Origin of the sequence: Rhizobium sp. NFACC06-2 (assembly GCF_900101425.1) — a bacterium.
In the GTDB taxonomy this organism is placed as follows: Bacteria; Pseudomonadota; Alphaproteobacteria; order Rhizobiales; family Rhizobiaceae; genus Agrobacterium; species Agrobacterium leguminum.
The window spans coordinates 192,711-215,165 of the sequence record NZ_FMVA01000006.1 but is presented as its reverse complement, the minus strand read 5'-3'; the positions used below and the strand labels follow the sequence as shown (position 1 = coordinate 215,165).

Sequence of the window (22,455 nt, the reverse complement as noted above, 5' to 3'; positions counted from 1 at the left end):
GGCGTCGCCGCGTTGCGGCAGCGACGCCCATGTGGCGATATCAGCTTGTGAAGGTGAACTGTTGCGGCAGCGCCGGGCCGGGATTGGGCCAGGTCCAGCTGTCGGGTTCCGTTTCCGGCACATTGCGCAGATTGTTGCGGATGATGCCGAAACCGCCCACCGCAAGGCAGAGACCGATCGTCTCGAACTCTTCCGCCGCAATGTCGAAGATCTGCTTCATCTTCTCGCCGCGCTTGGCAAGGTCGGCCGTCGAGCGCGCCTCATCGAACAGCTTGAAGCGCTTCTTCTGGCTTTCCGGCGGCTCTTCGCCCTTCTGGCCGTTGGACGTATACCAGAGCGCCCACGGAATGGCGTAACGGGACCCCTGCGGGTGGAAGGCGAAGAAATCGCGCGGATCGAGCATCGGATCGAGACCGCCGGGACCGGGCCAGACGGCGGCATCATGGGCGTTGTCATCGCCGCGCGTATAATAGAGCGCGCGTTCGATGGTGTTGACCTTGATGTCGACGCCGATCTGCGCCCATTGCGCCTTCACCAGCTCCAGCGCATCGACCAGATCGGGATAGAGCGTCGGGATGACGTCAATCGAGAAGAAGACGGGCTGGCCGTCAGGCCGCAACCGCATGCCGTTGCCGTTCTTCTTGTCGTAACCGGCCTTGTCGAGAAGCTCGTTCGCCTTGTCCGCATCATATTCGGTGAATTGCCGCGCCAGCTTTTCATTATACCAGGGATGTGTCGGGCGCGGCCCGGCCTGATAGCCCTCGCTCTGGCCGAAATAGACGATGTCGATGATTTCCTGCCGGTTGAGCGCGATGGACAACGCCTGACGGAACGACTTGTCGGCGAACATCTTGCGCATCGCCGGGTCTTTGTGGGTGATGTTCAGGTAAATCTGGCATTGCTGCGCAGCAGACGGCACCAAAGTCAGCAGACGGTAGTCACCCTTCTTCATGTTCTGAGACAGGGTCGGCTTGTTGGCGAGAACGCTGATATGGCGCTCCTGAATGTCGATCTTGCCGGAAATGACGTTCAGCATCAGCGATTCCACATCCTGCGAAATGCCGAAATTGATTTCGTCGATATAGGGCAACTGGTTGCCTTCGGTATCGACCTGCCAGAAGTAAGGGTTGCGGGTCATGACCACGCGTGTCGCGCCGCCGGAATAAGGCTCCTTCACCACCCATGGATCAAGCGTCGGCTTGTCGACATTCGACCAGCGGGACGGAATTTCGATATCGCCGCATTTGGCGCGGAACAATTCGGTCCAGCTGGAGACACCCGCCGCCTTCACATCGGCATCGAGCGCCGTGTTGTATTTCGGCAGGAACTTGCTGCAATAGTGTTTGGGAAACAGCGTCGGATGCTGGCCGAGCGGCGTGGCGAGGTTTTCGAGATAAAGCGCATTCGGCGCTGCGAATTTGAACTTTACCGTGAAATCGTCGACTTTTTCGACATCGACCGCCTTGCCGGCCACGGAAAGCTGCGCCGGCGTGGCGCTGTAAAGCTCCTTGTTCTTGATGCAGTCCTCGATGGCGAACACCACGTCATCGGCGGTGAAGGGGTGGCCGTCCGACCATTTCGCGCCTTGCAGCAAATGGAAGGTGAATTGCGAGGCATCGTCGTTGACTTCCCATTTCACCGCAAGGTTCGGCAGAACCTCGGTGAAATCCATGTTCCAGCGGACAAGGCCCTGATTGCCGACCATGCGCAGGATGCCGTTATGGTCCGACGAACCGCGCAGGCCACGGCGCAATGTGCCGCCATAGGTGCCGATTTTCTCGTGCGGCGTCACCACCATCGGATTTTTCGGCAGACGTTCAGCCAAAGGCGGCAATTTGCCGTCCTTTACCAGCGCCTCCAGTTCCGGCGCCTGCTTGCCGGCGGCAGCCCGCGCCGAGGTCCCGATGACGGAAAGGGCGGCCACGCCGCCAACACCCGCCATAAAGGTTCGGCGCGTTACGCCCAGTGAAAATGCTTCGCCATCGCGCATCGACAATCCTCCCAAAAAATCACCGGCAGCGAGACGGCTTTCACCGAACCGCGACGGCCCTCCCGGCCAGCCAGCACGCCGATCCTCCATCGGCAGGGGCAGACCATATGAGCGTTTTCAGATGATTACAAGTATTGACAGATTTTTACATCTTTTTTATTTGTAGGCCGGTTTTCAGGATCAGGCTTGAAGAAAAAATCGGCAGGACAGCCCTCTCGCTCACAAAAACCCCGGTATTTCTGTTGCGATTGAAATGCAGGAAACCCATTAACTTCAGCGATTTGCAACGGAAGGGCTGCTGATGGACAATCACACTGCATCTGCCGCCGCTCGAGGCGAGACTCGGCTGAGCGACATCATCTACGAAAAAATCGTGGGCATGATTTCGGACGGGCGGTTTCCCGTGAACGAGCGGTTGCCATCGGAACAGAATCTGGCGTCGCTGTTTGGCGCGTCGCGGCCGGTTGTGCGGGAAGCGCTGGAGCGGCTTCGGAACGACGAACTTATCGTTTCGCAAAAGGGATCCGGCTCCTATGTACGCCAGCAGCCGGATTCTTCCGTGTTGCAACAGGTGCCGGTCGGCTCGCTGGCCGACGTGCAGCGTTTTTTTGAGTTCAGGGCCGGATTGGAGGCTTCCGCGGCTGAGCTTGCGGCGCGCAACTGGCAGGCAGCGGACAGGGTGCGTATCGAGCAGGCGATTGCAGCGCTGGAACAGTGTCTCGAGCGCAACGATCTCGGCGCGGAGGAAGACTTCGCCCTGCACGAAGCCATCGCGAAGGCGAGCCATAACCAGTTCCACATCACGGTGCGGATCTGGTTCAAGCCCCATTTCGCCATCGGCCAGTCGGTAACACGCAGCCTCAGCCTCAAGCGGACGCCGCAGCATGTACGCGAAGTCCAGAACGAGCACACGGCCATCGTGGAAGCGATTTTTGCGCGGCGCGAGCAGGCGGCGCATGACGCGATGAAAGACCACATATTGAAGGCGCGCGCCCGCATGTTTCAGGGCGTAGGCAGCTAGGCCGCACCCTGCAATGTCGAAAATAGAATCATAATGGGCGGATGAGGGAGAGGAACCAGTGAGCCAGCCACACATCATAGAACCGAAGCTCCGTTCCTTGATCTATACCCCCCTGAAGGTCGGCGAATCGCCTGCCTGGGACGAGCGAACCGGCGATCTGTGGTTCGTCGATATTCTCGCGCCTGCCATTTTTCGCCTGCATCCCGGCGGAAAACTCGACAGATACGAAATGCCCGCCCAGGTGGGCTGTCTCGGTCTCTGCGACAATGGCTTGATCGTGGCGGGCCTCAAGACCGGTGTGCATCTTCTCGATCCCGCGAGCGGCAAGCTCGATCTTCTCTGCGACCCGGACGACGGGCGGCCCGACAGCCGCCTCAACGACGGAAAGGTCGGTCCGGACGGCCATTTCTGGGTGGGGACCCGCGACGAGGCCGCGATACAGACAGGCAATGCACGCCTCTATCGCATCGCCCCGGATGGCGGCATCCAATGCATCATCGATGGCGACATGTTCACATCGAACGGGCTTGCCTGGAGCCCGGACGGCAGGCGCATGTACCATTCCGACAGCAGTGGCCTCATGTATCAGGTATTCGATTTCGACGCCGCGACCGGCAGGATCGGCCCGGCCGAACGCCTGCACGATTTCGCGCCGGATGAAGGCAGGCCGGACGGTGCGGCGACCGATTGCGAAGGCTGTTACTGGAGCGCCGGCGTTCAGGCGGGACGTCTCAACCGCTTTTCACCGGACGGCGAATTGTTCGAGATCTACAGGCTGCCGTTCAAGGGGCCGACCATGCCTTGTTTCGGCGGTCCCGACCTCAAGACAATCTACCTCACAAGTCTCGTCACCGAGACGGACGGAATAACCACCGCAGGCACGGTTGTCGCATTCGACGCCCCGGTCGCCGGCACGCCCGTTCACAAATTCTCCATCTGAAGATGACTTTTGATCTTAAGGAACCCAGTTGATGACGACATTCGATTTTCGCCAGGCCCTGCAGGGCATCTCCGGTGTTCCGGTAACGGCTTACGATGCAAGCGGCGAAGTGGAGACCCGTGTTACAGCCGAGGTTTACGCCCGCGTCGCGAAGGCAGGCATCCACAATATCGTTGCGGCGGGCAATACGGGCGAATTCTACGCCTTGACGCCCGCGGAAATTCTGAAGGTTTATGAGGCTGCGATAAAAGGCGTCAGCGGCAAAGCCCCGGTTACGGCGGCGATTGGACGCTCGCAGCGCGAAGCGCTGTCCATGGCCCGTCAGGCGAAAGAAATGGGCGCATCCGCCGTCATGTCGCATCAGCCGGTCGACCCTTTTGCAGCCCCGCAATCGCAGATCGACTATTTTATCGGCCTTGCGGAGGGCAGCGAATTGCCGCTGGTCGCCTATGTCCGGGCGGACGGCTTTTCAGTCGATGACATGGTAAGGCTCGCCAGCCACCCGAATGTCGCCGGCATCAAGTTCGCGACGACCGACATCATGCTTCTGTCGCGCGCGATTGCCGCTTCCGATCCGAACGGCGCCCTATATGTCTGTGGACTGGCTGAAAGCTGGGCGCCTGCCTTCGCGGCGGTTGGCGCGCGTGGCTTCACATCCGGTCTCGTCAATGTCGCGCCGCAATTTTCCCTGCAGGTTCACGACGCCCTGACGGCCGGCGATTTCCCGGCCGCACGGAAGATCATCGAAAAGATCGAATTGTTCGAACGGCTGCGGACACGATATCGCAACGGCGCGAATGTGACCGTTGTGAAGGAAGCCATGGAAATTCTGGGGATGACGGTTGGCCCCGTTCGCGCCCCGGGACTTGCCCGTCTGGACAAAGAAGATCGCGCAACACTCGAAGGACTGCTTGCCAGCTGGCGTTGATGGACGCCTTGCCGGCAAGCTGAACGTTTTCGATTTTATCAGATCATATGCCGGCCATCAGCCGGCATATGCTTTCAGGGCCTGATGGCTCAGCCGAACAGCGCAAGGCTGCTCTTCACGGTAACCCATACGCCCCACAGAAGCGGAATACCGACAGCAACCCAGGCAAGTGCCGCCTTGGTGTCCAGCCCGCCACGTCCGATGCCGAAGGAGCCTGTCGGGCCGGCATTGGCGGCCGCCGTCTTTGCCTGCAGCGTCGCGACCTCTGCATCCGACATGAACCACTTGTCCGAAAGCGGCCGCACGAAGGCATTGGCCACGAGGCCGATCGCCAGCATGCCCGCCAGAATATACATGGTGCTGGTGTAGAGTGCGGGTCCTGGCGCCACGCCCGCCGCAATCTGCGCCTCACGGATGTAGTTGACGACGACAGGGCCGGCGATGCCCGCAGTCGCCCACGCCGTCAGCAGGCGGCCGTGGATTGCGCCGACGAACTGCGTGCCGAAAATATCGGCGAGATAAGCGGGAATGGTCGCGAAACCACCGCCATACATCGACAGGATGATACCGAAGGCCAGAACGAAGAGCGCCTTGTTGCCCATCGTCGCAAGCGTCGGCGCCAGCGCATAAAGAATGATTCCGAGAATGAAGAAGCAGAAATAAGTGTTCTTGCGGCCGATCTTGTCGGACATCGACGCCCAGAAGAAGCGGCCGCCGATGTTGAACAGTGAAAGCAGCCCGGTGAAACCGGCAGCAATGGCCGCAATCTGCGCCTTCTGCCCTGCATCGAGATCCGCAAAACCCACACCCGGCAAGCCGATCAGCGATCCTGCGAAGATTTCCTGCAGCATGGGCGAAGCCATGCCGATGACGCCGATACCTGCCGAAACATTCAGGCACAGCACCGCCCAGATGAGCCAGAATTGCGGCGTCTTGTGCGCATCGCGCAGATGCACATGACGATGGGTTATCATGGCGCTTTTGGCAGCCGGCGCGGTCCAGCCTTCCGGACGCCAGCCCGACGGCGGAATGCGATAACCGAAAGCGCCCGCCATCATGAAGACGAAATAGATCAGGGCCATGACCACGAAAGTCTGCCAGACGCCGACCGAAACATCCGTCTTGAAGTTGTTCATCAGCAGATTAGCAAGCGGCGCGCCGATCATCGCACCACCGCCAAATCCCATGATCGCCATGCCCGTCGCCATGCCGCGACGGTCCGGGAACCATTTGATCAGCGTCGATACGGGCGAAATATAGCCAAGGCCGAGGCCGATACCGCCGATGACACCGGCGCCCAGCCACATCAGCCACAGTTGATGCGTGATGACGCCGACTGCCGCCACCAGAATGCCGCCGCACCAGCAGCAGGCGGAAACGAAGCCGGCCTTGCGCGGCCCCACTCTTTCCAGCCAGCCGCCCCATATGGCCGCAGAGCAGCCCAGAAGAACGAAGAAAAGCGTATAGATCCAGCCGAGATCGGCCACGCGCCAGTTGCACTCAGTGGTGAACAGCGCACCCAGAAGGGTGAGGCTGGAGCAACTGGGGTCCGTGGCCGGCAGCGCCTTCGACAGCGGCAGCCAGAACACGCTGAAGCCATAGGCCATGCCGATGCATAGATGAATGGCAAGGGCCGCCGGCGGCACCAGCCAGCGATTGAAACCCGGTCTTGCGATTATTCGTTCGCGGTCCAAAAACCCGGCTTGCGCCGCCTCTCCCGCTGTCGCACCTGCTACTGCCATTGACATTACCTCCCTCGTGGATGTCTGGACATGTCACGTTCACCCCGCCGGGCGAACACGGATATCGCCGAACGTCCCCCGTCCGGCCGAAAGTGTGATTTTGCGGTCGCGCCGCTCAAGCCTCTGTGCTTTCCGGGACGCTCGGTTCCGAAAGGGACTCACCCGCAATTGGTCCTTTGCCGCCCGGCGCGCCCTTGGCATCGTCGCCGAGACCCACGGCATCGGCCGCCGGATCGTCGGGCCGCTTGATCTTCTTCGACGCGGCAAGCACAAGCGGCAGAAAATCACCGGCCCCGGCATCCACCATCTCGAAGAACCGGCGTCGCATACGCGGTTCCCAGAATTTGTTGATGTGGGTGGCGACACCTTCGATGCGAATATCTTCCGGCTGCGACAGAAAGAATGTCGCGATCTGGTTCGCCATTCTCACCAGCTTTTCATCGGTGTGGTTGAGCAACATAACCTCTTCCCCCGCGCCGGCTGCCAGCCGACGCCTCTGTGTGTGTGTGACAAGGCCGGGCGCACCCGGCCTCCTTATTCCGCCGCTTCGAGCTTGCCGCTGATCCGCCGCGAACGGCGGCCAAGCGCATCATATTCCTCCTGCCATTCCGTCGGCCCGTTGGAAGGCGATACCTGCACGGCGGTCACCTTGTATTCGGGACAGTTGGTCGCCCAGTCGGAGAAGTCGGTAGTGATGACGTTTGCCTGCGTGCCGGGATGGTGGAAGGTCGTATAGACCACGCCTGGCGCCACACGGTCGGTGATCAGCGCCCGCAGCGTCGTATCGCCCGACCGGCTGGCGAGCTTGATCCAGTCGCCATCCTTCACGCCGCGCTGTTCGGCATCGTGCGGATGGATTTCGAGACGATCCTCCTCATGCCAGACGACGTTTTCGGTGCGCCGTGTCTGCGCGCCGACATTGTATTGCGACAGGATGCGGCCGGTGGTGAGCAGCAGCGGGAAACGCGGACCGGTGCGTTCGTCCGTCGCCACATATTCGGTGCGGATGAACTTGCCCTTGCCGCGCACGAAACCATCCACATGCATGATCGGCGAACCATCCGGGAATTTCTCGTTGCAGGGCCACTGCACCGAGCCCTTTTCTTCCAGATAGTCATAGGAAACACCGGCAAAGCTCGGTGTCGTCGCCGCGATCTCGTCCATGATCTCGGACGGATGCGCGTAGTTCCATGCAAGCCCCATGGCCTGCGCCAGCTTCTGCGTCACTTCCCAGTCAGCATAACCGTTCTTCGGAGACATGACCTTGCGCACGCGGTTGATGCGGCGCTCGGCATTGGTGAAGGTGCCGTCCTTTTCGAGGAAGGTGGAGCCCGGCAGGAAGACATGGGCGTAATTCGCCGTCTCGTTCAGGAAGAGATCGTGCACCACGACACATTCCATCGCGGCGAGACCGGCCGAAACGTGCTTCGTATCCGGATCGGACTGGAGAATGTCCTCGCCCTGAATATAGATGCCCTTGAAGCTGCCATCCACGGCCGCATCGAGCATGTTGGGAATACGCAGCCCCGGCTCGTTGTTGAGCTTCACACCCCAGAGCTTCTCGAAGATGTCGCGCGTGGCATCGTCGGAAATATGCCGATAGCCCGGAAGCTCGTGCGGGAAAGATCCCATGTCGCAGGAACCCTGAACGTTGTTCTGACCGCGCAGCGGATTAACGCCCACGCCGGGGCGGCCGATATTGCCGGTCGCCATGGCCAGATTGGCGATCGCCATCACCGTGGTAGACCCCTGGCTGTGTTCGGTGACACCGAGCCCGTAATAGATGGCGCCATTGCCACCCCTGGCATAAAGACGTGCGGCGCCGCGCACCTCTTCTGCCGGCACACCGGTGAAGCTTTCGGTTTCTTCCGGGCTATGCTGAGGCTCGGCAACGAAAGCGGCCCAATCCTCGAATTCCGACCAGTCGCAGCGCTCGCGAATGAAGGCTTCGTTGAACAGACCTTCCGTGACGATGACATGCGCAAGCGCCGTCAGCACCGCAACATTCGTTCCGGGCTTCAGCGGCAGGTGGAAGGACGCCTCCACATGCGGTGTGCGGACGAGATCGATACGGCGCGGATCGATGACGATCAGCTTCGCGCCCTGGCGCAGCCGCTTTTTCAGCCGCGAGCCGAAAACAGGATGCCCATCGGTCGGATTGGCGCCGATCACCAGCACCACATCGGACTGCTCGACGCTATCGAAATTCTGCGTGCCGGCGGAAGTGCCGAAGGCTTGGCCGAGACCGTAGCCCGTCGGCGAATGGCAGACGCGGGCGCAGGTATCGACGTTGTTATTGCCGAAGCCGGCGCGGATGAGCTTCTGGACGAGGAAGGTTTCTTCGTTCGTGCAGCGGGACGAGGTGATGCCCCCGATGGATTCCCGGCCATATTGACCCTGGATACGCCGGAACTCCGAGGCAACATGGGAGAAGGCTTCCTCCCACGTGACTTCCCGCCATGGATCGCTGATCTTTTCGCGGATCATCGGGTTGAGAATGCGGTCCCTGTGGGTGGCATAACCATAAGCGAAGCGGCCCTTGACGCAGGAATGGCCGCGATTGGCCTGCCCGTCCTTCCACGGCACCATGCGCACCAGCTCCTCACCGCGCATTTCCGCCTTGAAGGAGCAGCCGACGCCGCAATAGGCGCAGGTCGTGACCAGCGAATGCTCCGGCTGGCCGATCTCGATCACCGATTTCTCCGTCAGCGTCGCCGTCGGACAGGCCTGCACGCAGGCGCCGCAGGAAACGCAGTCGGAATCGAGGAACGCCTCATGCGCGCCGGGCGACACACGGCTTTCAAAACCGCGGCCTTCGATCGTCAGCGCGAAAGTGCCCTGCACTTCCTCGCAGGCGCGCACGCAACGGGAGCAGACGATGCATTTGGAAGGATCGTAGGTGAAATAGGGATTGCTTTCGTCCTTCGGCATCCAGCGGGCATTGAGATCGCCATCGCCGGTGCGGACCTTGACGTGGTTGTCGCCTTCGTAACCGTAACGCACATCGCGCAGGCCAACGGCGCCGGCCATATCCTGCAACTCGCAATCGCCATTGGCGGCGCAGGTCAGACAGTCGAGCGGGTGATCGGAAATATAAAGCTCCATCACGCCCTTGCGGATCTGCTTCAGCCGCTCCGTCTGCGTGTGCACGACGAGACCGGGGGCGACAGGCGTGGTGCAGGAGGCGGGGGTGCCATTGCGGCCCTCCACCTCGATCAGACAGAGGCGGCAGGAACCGAAGGCATCCACCATGTCGGTGGCGCAGAGCTTTGGAACATCGATACCCGCTTCGCGCGAGGCGCGCATGATCGAGGTTCCCGCAGGGACAGTCACCTGCCTGCCGTCGATGGTGAGCGTCACCATGTCCGTTGCGTGGGATTTGGGGGTTCCATAGTCGAATTCTGTTACAAGGGCCATGGTCTTACTCCGCCGCTTCAACACGTGGGATGGGGGCAAAATCATCAGGGAAATGCCGGAGTGCGCTCATGACGGGATAGGGCGTGAAACCGCCAAGCGCACAGAGCGAACCGAATTTCATGGTTTTGCAGAGGTCTGCGAGGAGTGCCGTATTTTTCTCCCGCTCGATGCCGAGCGCGATCCTGTCCACCGTCTCGACGCCGCGTGTGGAGCCGATGCGACAGGGCGTGCACTTGCCGCAGCTTTCGACAGCGCAGAATTCCAGCGCGAACCGGGCCTGATGCAGCATATCGGCCGTGTCATCGAAAACCACGATGCCGGCATGGCCGATCAGGCCACCGGCGGCCGTGAAGGCTTCGTAGTCGAAGATCGTGTCAAACAGCGAAACCGGGAAATAGGCCCCGAGCGGACCGCCCACCTGCACCGCCTTGACCGGGCGGCCGGTGATCGTGCCGCCACCGATATCATTAACCAGCTGCCCGAGCGGCAGGCCGAAGGCGGTCTCGTAAAGCCCGCCATGCCGGATGTTTCCGGCAAGCTGGATGGGAATGGTGCCATGCGAGCGGCCGACGCCGAAATCGCGATAAAACGCCGCGCCGCGATCCATGATGACCGGAATGGAGGCGAGCGAAATCACATTGTTGACGACGGTGGGCTTGGCGAACAGGCCCTGCAAAGCAGGAAGCGGCGGCTTGGCGCGCACGGTTCCGCGCTTGCCTTCCAGACTGTTCAGAAGCGAGGTTTCCTCGCCGCAGACATAGGCGCCGGCACCCATGCGCACTTCGAGATCGAAGGCCCGCCCGGAACCAAGCACGGATGGGCCGATGATGCCTTCGCGGCGGGCGATTGCGATCGCCTGTTCCATGACCTTGATGGCGTAAGGATATTCCGAGCGCGTATAGATGAAACCTTTCGTCGCGCCGACGGCGAGGCCGGCAATCACCATGCCCTCGATCAGCACGAAGGGATCGCCTTCCATGATCATGCGGTCGGCGAAGGTGCCGCTATCGCCCTCATCGGCGTTGCAGACGATATATTTCTGGTCGGCCACCGCATCGGCGACGGTCTTCCATTTGACACCGGTCGGGAACCCCGCGCCGCCGCGTCCGCGCAGGCCGCTTTCGGTCACTTGCGCAACGACATCGGCCGGCGCCATGGCGACGGCTTTTTCGAGGCCTTTCAAGCCCTGATAGGCGCGGTAATCCGCAAGCGACAATGGATCGGTAACGCCGCAGCGGGCAAATGTCAGGCGCGTCTGGCTTTTCAGGAACGGGATGTCCTTCGTCGGCCCGAGACAGAGACGATGCTCGCCGCCGGTGAGAAAACCCGCATCGAAAAGCGAGGCAACGTCGCTGGCCTTGACCGGCCCGTAGGCAATACGGCCATGTTGGGTGCGCACTTCCACCAGCACTTCAAGCCAGAGCATGCCGCGCGATCCATTGCGGACAATATGAACCTCGAGGTTGCGGCTGGCCGCCTCGCGGCCGATTGCTTCGGCGACACGGTCTGCGCCAACGGCAAGCGCGGCGGAATCGCCTGGAACAAAAACGGTGGCACTCATCGGCCCGCCTCCGCCAGAATGTCGCCAAGACAGTGCTCATCCAGTCGCGCATGAAGCTCGCCATCCAGCATCAGCGCGGGCGCCTGTGCGCAAAGCCCGAGACAGAAGACCGGCTCCAGCGTGACGGAACCGTCGGCTGCGGTTTCGTGCCAGTCGAGGCCGAGCCGGTTCTTGATGGTGTCCGCAAGAGGCTCGCCACCCATCGACTGGCAAGCCTCGGCGCGACAGAGCTTCAGCACATGCCGGCCGGACGGATGATCTCGAAAATCGGGATAGAAGGTCACGACGCCATGGACCTCGGCGCGCGAAATATTCAGCGCGGATGCGACGATCTGCTTGGCGCTTTCCGGTATGTAGCCGAATTCTTCCTGCACCGCGTGCAGAATGGGCAGCAAAGGCCCCTCCAGGTGGAGAAGTTCGTCAATGATAGCGGAAACACGAGCCGCCTCATCTGCGGCAACCGCACGGATATTCATAAGCCAGTCCTCCCAAACCGACAGGGGCAGGTATGGCGAACGGCACATGTTTCAGTGCCAGCGCAGCCCCTGCATGGTTCTGGAGAATGGCGAGGTCGGCCGGATCAGGTCAATAATGTGTTTTCGTCAACCGATAGGAAATTCCTATCAAAAGCCATCGCCGCTGCGCGCTGACGCGCCTCATGAAGAAGCGCAGAAACGAGCGGGGTGTGTGGTTCGCGATAGGTCGCGATAAGTCCCACCAGATGTTCCGCATCCGGCTCGGTAATCGGTATCATTCTGATCTGTTTTGGAAAGCCGAATGATTCCGCTATGTTACGCGGCATTATTGAAGCCCATTGTCCGGTTCGGATATGCGAAAACAGCACAATCATGGAGTTGGACTCCAATGTCGGTTTCACCTCTACGCCCGCTTCAGCCATATGCTTGTTGATGATGCGACGGTTCTGCATATCCGAAGTCAATAGGCATAACCTAAGACCGGAAACCTGCTTCCAGGTAACGCTTTCCTGATCGGCGAGCGGCGTTCCGGCTGCTGCAATCAGGTGATATCGCTCCGAATAGAGCGGCACCGTGGTCACTCGGCCAAGAGGTTCATTGTCGAGATAGCTGATTCCCGCGTCGATCTCGAGGTTTTCGATCTGGCTCAGGACCTGAAGCGAGGTGCGTGACGTCACGGAAAAGGTCACATCGGGATGCCGCGCCTGAAAGGATTCCGTCAATCGCGGCACCATCGCAAGGGCCGTCGGAATGACCGCAAGGCGGATGTGGCCCGCCAGACCCTTGCGCGCGGCCCGCATTTCCTCGCGCATGGTGCGCGTATCGGCGACGATGCGACGCGCCCATTCGAGAACACGCTGGCCCTCCGGTGTCAGCCCCTGATAACGCGCTGCACGCACCACAAGAACGACACCAAGCTGGTCCTCCAGCTGCCGGATCGCGGCCGAGAGACTGGGTTGGGAAACGCCGCACTCCTCCGCCGCGCGGCCAAAATGCCCTGCGCGCGCCAATGCAATGAAAAATTCCAGCTTGTCGATCATGCGTCCTCCCGCGTCGCTCGCGACCCTGCGGATGGTGCGAGCAGGAGAACACTAGAACGAGGCGGAGAAGCCCGCAAATGGATGCCGTTGTTTTCCTGAAAACCGTGCCGGGTGACAAGACTGGGTTCCGTCAGGCGCGGGCAGTCATGGGCGCGACGTTTGGTCAACCACTCCAACCACACTGGACGCAGCTTTATCGCGGCATTGACCCATCCGTCGTTTCGCCTGACCTGCCGCACAACGCCGGGAAACGAAACCAATCGTCATCGCCGCCCCGGTGCCCTGCCCTCTCATTTTCTCGAGTTTGCGGCGGCAGGCAAAAGGTATTCGGCGCTTCAGCCGCAGGAACCTTCACTCGCCATCCGGCTTGATGAACTCGGTCATCGCAGGCGCCTTGAGGACGAACTGGCGATCCGAGCTGATGTAATTATCGGCATGCAGGCGCGCGATCGGCTGATATCGGTCCGGATCGACATAACGCCCTTCCGCATCGAGGCAATCCTTGTGGACATGCATGTGCACGACTTCGCCCAATACCAGAGTGCGGCGTGGATAATCGATCAGGCGCTCCACACGGCATTCGAAGGCGCAGGGCGATTCCGCCGCAAAGCTTGCATCGATCTTGCTGCAGGGCGTGGCCGTCAATCCGGCAATCGAAAGTTCATCGACCTCGCTGTCGAAACCGAGGCCGCAGACGAGCATCTGTTCTGACAGAGCCATATCGACCATGTTGATGACGAATTCGCCGGTGCGACGAATATTGGCCATCGTATCCTTTTCCTCGCCCGTCACACGCGGCTGGATGCCGAGAACAACGATCGGCGGATCATGGGAGAAAACATTGAAAAAGCTCATCGGCGCGGCATTGTTGTGGCCAGCGGCCGAGCGCGTCGTGACAAGCGCTATCGGCCGTGGACCGATAAAATTGGTCAGCAAACGATAACGGCTTTGCGGCTCAAGCGCAGTAAAATCGAATTCCATGGGAGCACCTGATTTATTGTATACAATAATATTTCATATTGCAGACAATTACTCAATCGCCCTCCTCACGGGATAGCCGATTTTGCTGTATCACATTTGGGAGCAAAGGAGGAGCAGCAAGCCCGCACGCATTCTCCAACCCAATGGACGGAGCCGCCATCCACGCATTGACTATAAGCGCAAAAACTCCCCGGCCTGGAGGGGTCCGGGGAGCAAACCTGACATCATGTCAGGAACTTTGACTGGAGCTAGTGACTCACCCGTTCGGAAACGGGGTGGATCTGAGTTGTCTAACCCTACTATGCTTTTTGTAGACTATTAGAACGCGCGCTCGAGACGAACGAAACCGGTCCAGCTGTCGCCAGCACCACTGTCGCGACCTTCGCGGCCGTCGACGTCCTGATAGGTTACCGCGACCTTCGTGGAGAGGCCGGAAGTAATCTTGTAGCCAGCAGCTACGCCAGCACGCCATGCATCGCGGTTGCCTACGAAGTCGTTGTTTGCGCCGATGTCGATCGTGCCAAAATACTGGAAGCCGGGGGTGATTGTCAGCTTGTCGGTTGCCTTGATGGCGTATTCAGCTGCAACGGACCATTCGGATTCTTCGTAGTAGTAGTTGGCGCCGGAAGCCCATACGCCGGAGAGGCCGAGAGTGCCCGGACCGATGTCAGCCGTGAGGATTGCACGGATTGCACCGTTTTCCTGGTTGGTGTCGTACGCGCCTAGCAGGTTGGCCTTAACGCCGCCGAACTTGCCGCCGATGATAGCACTGACGCCGACATCGTTCGTGTTGGTCTTGAACTTGCCACCCTTTGAAACGCCAAGCTCTGACGTACCCTTGCGCGAGCCTTCCAGCTCTTCAGCAGCGGCACCAACGTAGAAGGAGCCGGCGTCGTAGGTGTAACGGACAGCGTTCAGACGGGTGCGGTTGGAGCTGAGCTGGTCATACTCACCAGAGAGACCATCATCCCACCAGTTGTAGTAAAAACCGACCTTCAGGCCGCTGAGTTCGATGAAAGCCTGATCGAGAACGATGTTACGGTCGGTGTCGTTGTCGGCCTGGCCGCGCAGACCGATGTAGCCGCGCAGAGCGCCGAGTTCGGTGTCGGTGCGGGTGTCGGTGTTGAACTGAGCGCGGGTGAACGAATCCCAGTCGGAAGTGCCGGACTGGTTGCGACCGAAGTCCGTCTGGAAACGGACGTAACCGTCGAACTTCAGGCAGGTTTCGGTGCCGGGGATGTAGAAGAAGCCGGTGCCGAAAGCGTCGCAGACGCGAACATATTCCATGGCTTCCGGCTCGGCAGCGACGATAGCGTCAGCGGCCTGTGCGCCGGATACTGCTGCGAGAGCCGCAGCGGAGCCGATGAGAAGGCTCTTGATGTTCATTTGTAATCTCCAGTCAAAAATTTTTCAACGAATGCGCAAATTTGAGGGCTGGTCTTTTCCCTGCCGCCCGCTTCCCTGCGCTGATTCAGCAAATGACAGAAGTTGCTGCAGACTCGCAATTTAAATCGACGAAATACAAATACAGACAAAGTACACAATTCAATTTCGTAGTAAAATTACAACAATTTAATAGTTTAAAATATAATATTTCTTATTATAATTTAAAAATAATAGAATTTATTACTTTTAAATATTGTCTTAAATTTCTAAATTATAAGACACCAAAACAACAAACGCTCCCGTCCCGTCCGGATCGGGAGGCGTCAGCACGCGCGGGCATGGGGAAGCAAAGTGGTTTTCATCGAGGAACAGGAAAGGATGCAGGCGGCAAAACGTCCGCCCGGCCTCTCCCGGGAAGCCATATTTGGGCGATCTGAAACAACCGGTCGCCCGAGGCAGCCTATAGGCGGCCTTCGGGTAAGCCGGTCGCGAATATCGTCGTCTTCGCCAGCATGTCTTCGATCGCCTCTGCCGGCACCGGGCGGCTGAAGTAATAACCCTGACCGTAGGGGCAGCCGGCATCCCGCAGAAATGTCGCCTGATCGCCGGCTTCCACACCTTCGGCAATGACATCGATGCCCAGAGATCCGGCAAGCTGGATCATGATCGAGACGATGGCGCTGTCCTTGGTCTTTTCCGGCAGATGGGTGAGGAACGAGCGGTCTATCTTCATGCAGGACAGCGGGAATGTCTTGAGCATGCCGAGGCAGGAATAACCGATACCGAAATCATCCAGCGCCAGACTGACACCCATCTGTTTGATGGCCCGCATGATCCGCAACGATGTTTCGACATCCTGAATGATGAGCGTCTCGGTGATTTCGATTTCCAGCAGGGATGGCGCAAGGCCGGTTTCCTTGAGCACCGATCTGATCTGCTGCACCAGCCCGCCCTGAAACTGCCGAGGCGAGATATTGACCGCCATTTTGACGGGCGACAGGCCAGCGGCGGCCCATGCCTGTGCCTGACGACAGGCCTTTTCGAGAATGCTTTCTCCGAGTTCGACGATGAGCCCGGTTTCTTCCGCAAGCCCGATGAATTCCGCAGGACCGAGCAGACCTTCCGTGGGGTGCTGCCAGCGCACCAGCGCCTCCACGCCGCTGATCCGGCCGCTGACAAGATCGACCTGCGGCTGGAAGTATAGGACAAACTCGTCCCTCTTTACCGCCTTTCGCAGTTCCTCGATGCGGGTGAACTTCTTTCTCAGATCATCCGCCATGTTCGGGGTGAAGGTGGCAATGCTGTCGCGCCCGGTATGTTTGGCTTCATACATAGCGAGATCGGCCGCCGCGACGATTTCCGCCGTGGTTTCCCCATGCTCCGGGAAAAAGGCCATGCCGATGCTGCATGTGACCTTGATATCGTAATTGCCGATACGCAAGGGCTGCGAGACCGCGGCGCGGATGCGCTGCAGGCGGTTTTCGACATCGTCCCTGCGCTCTTCGAGAATGATAACGAACTCGTCGCCGCCGACCCTGAGAACGAGATCGTTCTTCCGGAGGCTTTTCGCAATGCGCTCGGCGGTTTTCGACAGCAACGCGTCGCCGATGCTGTGGCCGAGCGTATCGTTAATCTGCTTGAAATTGTCGAGATCCAGAAAACCGATACCGACCCTTCGGTTCGCCTTTGCCGCCGCCGCCAGTATTTCCGGCAGCCTCGTATCGAGGAAACGGCGGTTCGGCAGCCGGGTCAGCATGTCGTGGTCCGCCAGGAAGGCGATATGCTCCGCCGCCCTTTTGCGGTCGATCGCCAAACCCGCCATGCGCGCCGCAGCGCCGATAAATTCCACCAGCGCCGCATCCGGCTGGCGGCCGGCCAGCATGCACCAGACGAAACCATGCGCCTTGCCTTCGCTGGCGGGAATATCGAAACTAAACGCAATATTTTCTGCCGGATGGACAAGGCTCTCAGGATCGCTGACGCTGGAAACAAGCGCGGCCAGCCCCACCTGCTGCGCCAGTGCCGGCGAGGCATAAACGGAAGGCTCCCCTTCCGCCGCATCGAACACCCGCACCGCGCAGGCCAGTCCGGTCGCGAGATTTTCGATGGCCTTGACGAACTCCTCGAGAAAATCCTCGATGCGCGCCGCCGCGACGATCATTTCCAGAATATGCGCCTGCGCCTGAAGCAGTCTTTCCGAAGCCTTTTTCTGGGTTATATCCCGCGAGGCGCCGACCACACCGATGATATTGCCGGCCTTGTCCTTCAGCGGCACGCGCGACATCATGAGCCAGCGGTCGATATCCCCGCGCATTGCGCGCTCTTCGTAACCGAGATCCGGTTCGCCGGTGCGCATCACCCGCGCCTCGGTATCGGGAATGCCGGCACGTCGCGCCGCTTCACCGTTAATATCGTAATCGGTGAGCCCGATCAGTTGCTCGACCGTGTCAAAACCGTTTTCGGTGACGATGGCGCGATTGGCGAAAAGAAAGCGCCCTTCCAGATCCTTGGCATAGATAAAATCCGGCACGTGGTCGATCATCGCTTCCAGAAGCGCGTGCCGGTCGGAAGGATTGGTGTTTTCGCTCATGTCAGGAGTGGCGGATGGCGTGAGATCGCGCTTTTTTCGCGACATCCGGTTCTCTTCGGGTGTCTTCGGGCCTTTGGAACGCACCTCTCCGCCTCATCATTTTATAAGGAAGCAGAATAGTAGGATTATACGTCTTATATAAATATGAACAACGACGGGAGATTGCCGGGAAACCCGCCTTTTGCAGCAGCCTCCCTGAAGCCCTGCCGGCTTGAATCAAAACGGCGCAACCGAAGCTGCGCCGTCAAGGCCACAGGCGGCAATTCGTTGACGGTCACACCACCGGCGTCGGCAGTTCTTTCCCGGCAAAATGGGCATCGAGATTGGCGAGAACGAGATCGGCCATGGCGCGCCGCGTCTGGTGCGTGCCGCTGCCGACATGCGGCGCGAGCGTGACATTGTCGAAGGCGAAAAGCGCTTCCGGCACACGCGGCTCATCCTCGAAGACATCCAGCGCAGCACCTGCGATCGTGCCGTTCGCAAGCGCTTCGACCAGCGCCTTTTCATCCACCAGCGAACCGCGCGCCACATTGACAAGCACACCCTGGGGCCCGAGGGCCTTCAGCACATCCGCATTGACGATATGGCGGGTTTCGGCAGTAGCGGCGGCGGCGATGATCAGCACGTCGCAATTGGCGGCAAGCGCCTCGATGCTGTCATAATAATCATAGGCGACATCGCGGCGGTTTCTGGCGGTGTAGGAAATGCGCGCATCGAAACCTTCAAGCCGCTTTGCGATTGCCTGACCGATGCGGCCGAGGCCGAATATGCCGTAACGGCGGCCGGCCACGCGGGTGGAAAGCCCCATATCGCCCTTCAGCCATTGGCCGGTGCGCACATGCTGGTCGGCCTGCGGCAGCTTGCGTGCCTGCGCCAGAACGAGGCCGAGCGCTAGGTCGGCAACATCGGCGGTCAGCACGTCAGGCGTGTTGGAAACGCGGAAACCGCGTCGCTTGGCTTCGGCGAGATCGACCTTGTCGAAACCGACACCGTTGATGGCGACGATTTCAAGATTGGGGAGTGCAGCGCCGATATCCGCCGGCAGGCCGATATGGCCGCCGGTAACGACGCCGCGGATTGAAGCACCCTTTTCAGCAAGGAACGCCGCCTTGTCAGCAGCCTCGAACAGGCGATGCACGGTGAAGCGCTGCGCGAGTTCTTCTTCCAGCGCCGGGATGAGCGGGCACAATTGCACGATTTCAGTGGTCATGAAGTTTCCTTTGCGCCGGTGAACTACTTCACATCGGCCTTGACGAATTGCCGGAGTTCCGGCGTTTGCGGGTTGGCGAAGAGTTCGGAAGAACGGCCCTGCTCCCAGATCTTGCCCTTGTGCATGAAGATGGTTTCGGTCGCGACGCGGCGCGCAAAGGCCATTTCGTGGGTCACGAGGATCATGGTCATGCCGTCTTTGGCGAGGTTTTCCATGACGGTCAGCACTTCCTCGGTGAGTTCTGGGTCGAGCGCCGAGGTCACCTCATCGAACAACATCACCTTCGGCCGCATGGCGAGCGAACGGGCAATCGCCACGCGCTGCTGCTGGCCGCCGGAAAGCTGATCCGGATAGGAATCGAATTTCTCCGACAGGCCGACGAGTTGCAGAACCTCGCGGGCAATATCCTTCGTTTCCGATTTCGCCACATCCTTGACGATGCGCGGCGCAAGCATGATGTTTTCGCCGACCGTCAGATGCGGGAAGAGATTGTAGCTCTGGAACACGATGCCGACATCGGTGCGCAGCTTGCGCAACGCCCTGGCATCTTCGCCAATCGCATGACCGGCGATTTCGATACGGCCGGAATTGATCTTCTCCAGCCCGTTCATGCAGCGCAGCAGCGTGCTCTTGCCCGAGCCGGAGCGGCCGATGAGGGCGAAGACTTCACCGCGGCCGACCGTCAGCGACACGCCTTTGAGGACTTCCAGAGCGCCAAAGCTCTTGTGAACGTTTTCAACGATTACTTCCGGCATGAAGCCTCCTTTCCAGCCAACGCGACAGCTGGGACAACGGGTAGCAGACGACGAAATAAAGCACGGCCACGGCGACGAAGACGCGGAACGGCTGGAACGTGGCATTGTTGATGAGCTGCCCCGCTCTCGCCAGTTCGACGAAACCGATGATCGATGCGATGGACGTATTCTTGACGACCTGAACGGCAAAACCGACGGTCGGCGGTAGCGAAATGCGGATCGCCTGCGGCAGGATGACGTAGCGATATTGCTGGGCGCGGGTGAGAGCGAGCGATTCCGACGCTTCCCATTGCTGTTTCGGCACCGCCTGGATGCAGCCGCGCCAGATTTCCGCGAGGTATCCCGATGTATAGATCGTCATCGAGGCGCCGGCGGCAAAGAGCGGCGGCAGTTCCAGCCCGGCAAGGCTGAGGCCGTAATAGGACAGGAACAGGATCATCAGCACCGGAATGCCCTGGATCACCTGGATATAGGTGCCGGCGGCAATGCGCAGCGCCTTGAAATTCGAGGTGCGGGCGAGCGCCACGAAGAAGCCGACGATGCCGCCGCCGATAAGCGCAATGATCGTCAGAAGCACGGTCCATTGCAGGGCGGTCAGCAGGAAGCCGAATTCGTTCCAGCCGAAAGTTCGAAGAGTCATGACTGCACCTCCGGCATGGCGGTCATCGTCTTGCGGGCAACGCGACGGCCGAACAGCCACATGCCGACGAGGGCAAGGATGAGCCGCAGCGAAAGCGCCAGCGCAAGATAGATGAGCGTGACGACGATATAGACCTCGAAGGAGCGATAGGTCTGCGATTCCACGAAGGCCGCAGCGGCCGCAAGCTCATGGGTGGAAATGGCCGAACATATGCTCGATGCCAGCATCATCAGCACGAACTGGCTGCACAGCGATGGATAGACCTTGGCGATAGCCGGCACGATGATGACGTGGCGATAGATCTGGTACTTGGTGAAACCCAGCGCCTCGCCCGCCTCGATCTGCGACTTGTGCACCGCCTCGATGCCGGCGCGGATGATTTCCGTCGAATAGGCAGCAAGGTTGATCGTCATGCCGATCAGCGCCGCCGTATCCGCCCCTACCCTGAAGCCGAGGCCCGGCAGGCCGAAATAGACGATGAAAAGCTGCACGAGAAACGGCGTATTGCGGATGACTTCCACATAACCGTCCACGATGATGCGGACGATGCCGCCATTGATGGACCGCAGCGAGGCCAAAAGAATGCCGAAAGCGCAGCCGAGCACGATGGACAGGACAGACAGCTTGATCGTCAGCCATATGCCGTTCAGAATCTCGTTCTGATACTGGGCGAGCGCGCCGAATTGGAATGTATAGGACATGCGTCACTCCGTTGACATTTCCCGGGCCCGCCGAAAATCTTCCCGGCGGGCGCGTTGAAAGGCTCAATCAGAAGCTTGGCAATTGCGGCAGCGGACGGCCGGTCCACTTGACCGAGATGCGGTCGAGATCGCCGGACATCTTCATGAGATAGATGGAGGTGTTCAGCCATTGGCGCAGCTCGAAGTCCTCAAGCTTGGTCGCCATGGAATTGCCCTGCTGGAAGAAGGTGAAACCAACCTGCAGACCGGCTTCCGGGCGCTGCTTGATGATCGCTTCGCCAACCGTGGACGGCAGGGCGACAGCATCGACCTGGCCGGCAAGCAGTGCCTGGGCGCTGGTGGAATCGTCTTCGTAAACGACGATTTCGAGACCTTCGACATTGGCCTTGCGCAGCGCGGTTTCCTGCGAAGAGCCGCGATTGACCGAAACGCGCTTGCCCTTGAGGCTGTCGAGATTTTCGAACTTCTGGTCCTTGCCGGAAATGATGTCCATGTTGAAGGCGCTGTAAGGCTGCGTGAACATCACGGTCTTGGCGCGCTCGCCGGTCGGCGCAAGCGTCGCAACAAGGAAGTCGACCTTGCCGGTCTGAAGGGCGGGGATGCGGGCGGGCGGTGTCAGCGGCACCAGTTCCACCGGCAGCGACAGGTAAGAGCCGATGAGATTGGCGACATCGACGTCGTAACCGGAAGGATTGCCCTTCTCATCCACCATGCCCATCGGCGGCGCACCGGTCAGAACACCGATCTTGACCTTGCCGCGCGCCGTGATCTCGCTGATCGAGACGGCATGGGCGGACGTGGTGGCGGCAAGCGTTGCTGCTGCAACACCGACGGCAACGGTCATGTTCTTCAGAAATCTGGATATGCTCATGGTTTCTCCTCCAACCTTATAGTGGCTGCCCAGAATGGAACAGCGGCCTTGCGCAAACCGGAAAATGTTCTCGATAACATTTTAACGCGATTGACTAAAAACTCCTCCCAAGAAGGCGCGAAAGCACAAAACCAGATGAATCTCCTATGAAATTCAATGATTTCGGCTGGTTATCGATTTTCCTCTGTTCGACACCGCTTCACGTT

The 22,455-nt window shown here is 59.8% G+C and carries 19 protein-coding genes; 4 read left to right on the top strand and 15 right to left on the bottom strand.

Features of this window, described 5'->3' with window-relative positions; translation table 11 throughout:
• Positions 1 to 40: 40 nt before the first annotated feature.
• On the bottom strand, positions 41 to 1,990 hold the full coding sequence (locus tag F3H58_RS13130) for an ABC transporter substrate-binding protein (protein ID WP_149742496.1): 1,950 nt from the start codon (positions 1,988 to 1,990) through the stop codon (positions 41 to 43).
• A 301-nt stretch (positions 1,991 to 2,291) separates the two neighbouring features.
• On the opposite strand from F3H58_RS13130, the gene F3H58_RS13125 reads away from it, so the two are divergent.
• From F3H58_RS13125 to F3H58_RS13115, 3 genes are read left to right on the top strand one after another with little or no spacing between them, the layout of a single operon-like run.
• Positions 2,292 to 3,011: a FadR/GntR family transcriptional regulator gene (locus F3H58_RS13125; protein ID WP_003521683.1), complete on the top strand. Its 720-nt coding sequence runs from the start codon at positions 2,292 to 2,294 to the stop codon at positions 3,009 to 3,011.
• A gap of 58 nt (positions 3,012 to 3,069) precedes the next feature.
• Positions 3,070 to 3,951, top strand: coding sequence for an SMP-30/gluconolactonase/LRE family protein (locus F3H58_RS13120; protein ID WP_149742495.1), 882 nt, complete (start codon positions 3,070 to 3,072; stop codon positions 3,949 to 3,951).
• Between the two features lie 31 nt (positions 3,952 to 3,982).
• Positions 3,983 to 4,879, top strand: coding sequence for a dihydrodipicolinate synthase family protein (locus F3H58_RS13115; RefSeq protein ID WP_149742494.1), 897 nt, complete (start codon positions 3,983 to 3,985; stop codon positions 4,877 to 4,879).
• 89 nt (positions 4,880 to 4,968) lie between these two features.
• Here F3H58_RS13115 and F3H58_RS13110 read toward each other — a convergent pair whose 3' ends face one another.
• From F3H58_RS13110 to F3H58_RS13075, 8 genes are all read right to left on the bottom strand, one after another.
• On the bottom strand, positions 4,969 to 6,621 hold the full coding sequence (locus F3H58_RS13110; RefSeq protein ID WP_149742493.1) for an OFA family MFS transporter: 1,653 nt from the start codon (positions 6,619 to 6,621) through the stop codon (positions 4,969 to 4,971).
• Positions 6,622 to 6,736: 115 nt separating this feature from the next.
• Positions 6,737 to 7,081 (bottom strand): formate dehydrogenase subunit delta, encoded by a 345-nt coding sequence (locus F3H58_RS13105; RefSeq protein ID WP_065657700.1) that lies wholly within the window; start codon positions 7,079 to 7,081, stop codon positions 6,737 to 6,739.
• 74 nt (positions 7,082 to 7,155) lie between these two features.
• The gene (fdhF, locus tag F3H58_RS13100) at positions 7,156 to 10,038 is read right to left on the bottom strand and encodes a formate dehydrogenase subunit alpha (protein WP_149742492.1); all 2,883 of its coding nucleotides are present in this window, start codon (positions 10,036 to 10,038) and stop codon (positions 7,156 to 7,158) included.
• Between the two features lie 4 nt (positions 10,039 to 10,042).
• Positions 10,043 to 11,599 carry a formate dehydrogenase beta subunit gene (locus F3H58_RS13095; RefSeq protein WP_149742491.1) on the bottom strand — a complete coding sequence of 519 codons (1,557 nt, stop codon included), beginning with the start codon at positions 11,597 to 11,599 and terminating at the stop codon, positions 10,043 to 10,045.
• Positions 11,596 to 12,075, bottom strand: a complete 480-nt coding sequence (locus F3H58_RS13090; RefSeq protein ID WP_149742490.1) for a formate dehydrogenase subunit gamma — start codon at positions 12,073 to 12,075, stop codon at positions 11,596 to 11,598. The genes F3H58_RS13095 and F3H58_RS13090 overlap by 4 nt, the downstream gene beginning before the upstream one ends.
• Before the next feature lie 104 nt (positions 12,076 to 12,179).
• Entirely contained in the window at positions 12,180 to 13,115 is a 936-nt protein-coding gene (locus F3H58_RS13085; protein ID WP_003521693.1) for a LysR family transcriptional regulator, read from the bottom strand.
• Positions 13,116 to 13,466: 351 nt separating this feature from the next.
• Positions 13,467 to 14,096, bottom strand: a complete 630-nt coding sequence (locus tag F3H58_RS13080) for a flavin reductase family protein (protein ID WP_149742489.1) — start codon at positions 14,094 to 14,096, stop codon at positions 13,467 to 13,469.
• A gap of 318 nt (positions 14,097 to 14,414) precedes the next feature.
• Positions 14,415 to 15,482, bottom strand: coding sequence for a porin (locus tag F3H58_RS13075; RefSeq protein ID WP_149742488.1), 1,068 nt, complete (start codon positions 15,480 to 15,482; stop codon positions 14,415 to 14,417).
• Positions 15,483 to 15,523: 41 nt separating this feature from the next.
• Between F3H58_RS13075 and F3H58_RS13070 the strand changes: the two genes are divergently transcribed.
• Positions 15,524 to 15,919: a hypothetical protein gene (locus F3H58_RS13070; protein ID WP_149742487.1), complete on the top strand. Its 396-nt coding sequence runs from the start codon at positions 15,524 to 15,526 to the stop codon at positions 15,917 to 15,919.
• Between the two features lie 23 nt (positions 15,920 to 15,942).
• On the opposite strand, the gene F3H58_RS13065 is transcribed toward F3H58_RS13070, so the two are convergent.
• From F3H58_RS13065 to F3H58_RS13040, 6 genes are all read right to left on the bottom strand, one after another.
• Positions 15,943 to 18,117 (bottom strand): putative bifunctional diguanylate cyclase/phosphodiesterase, encoded by a 2,175-nt coding sequence (locus F3H58_RS13065; protein ID WP_149742486.1) that lies wholly within the window; start codon positions 18,115 to 18,117, stop codon positions 15,943 to 15,945.
• Positions 18,118 to 18,346: 229 nt separating this feature from the next.
• Positions 18,347 to 19,282 (bottom strand): 2-hydroxyacid dehydrogenase, encoded by a 936-nt coding sequence (locus F3H58_RS13060; RefSeq protein ID WP_149742485.1) that lies wholly within the window; start codon positions 19,280 to 19,282, stop codon positions 18,347 to 18,349.
• A 23-nt stretch (positions 19,283 to 19,305) separates the two neighbouring features.
• Positions 19,306 to 20,037 (bottom strand): amino acid ABC transporter ATP-binding protein, encoded by a 732-nt coding sequence (locus F3H58_RS13055; protein ID WP_149742484.1) that lies wholly within the window; start codon positions 20,035 to 20,037, stop codon positions 19,306 to 19,308.
• Positions 20,018 to 20,677 (bottom strand): amino acid ABC transporter permease, encoded by a 660-nt coding sequence (locus tag F3H58_RS13050; RefSeq protein ID WP_127757127.1) that lies wholly within the window; start codon positions 20,675 to 20,677, stop codon positions 20,018 to 20,020. Before F3H58_RS13050 ends, F3H58_RS13055 begins: the two co-directional genes overlap by 20 nt.
• Complete coding sequence (locus F3H58_RS13045; protein ID WP_003505665.1) at positions 20,674 to 21,378, bottom strand: amino acid ABC transporter permease; 705 nt, start codon at positions 21,376 to 21,378, stop codon at positions 20,674 to 20,676. The genes F3H58_RS13050 and F3H58_RS13045 overlap by 4 nt, the downstream gene beginning before the upstream one ends.
• A 67-nt stretch (positions 21,379 to 21,445) precedes the next feature.
• Complete coding sequence (locus F3H58_RS13040; RefSeq protein WP_020811663.1) at positions 21,446 to 22,249, bottom strand: transporter substrate-binding domain-containing protein; 804 nt, start codon at positions 22,247 to 22,249, stop codon at positions 21,446 to 21,448.
• Positions 22,250 to 22,455 lie beyond the last annotated feature (206 nt).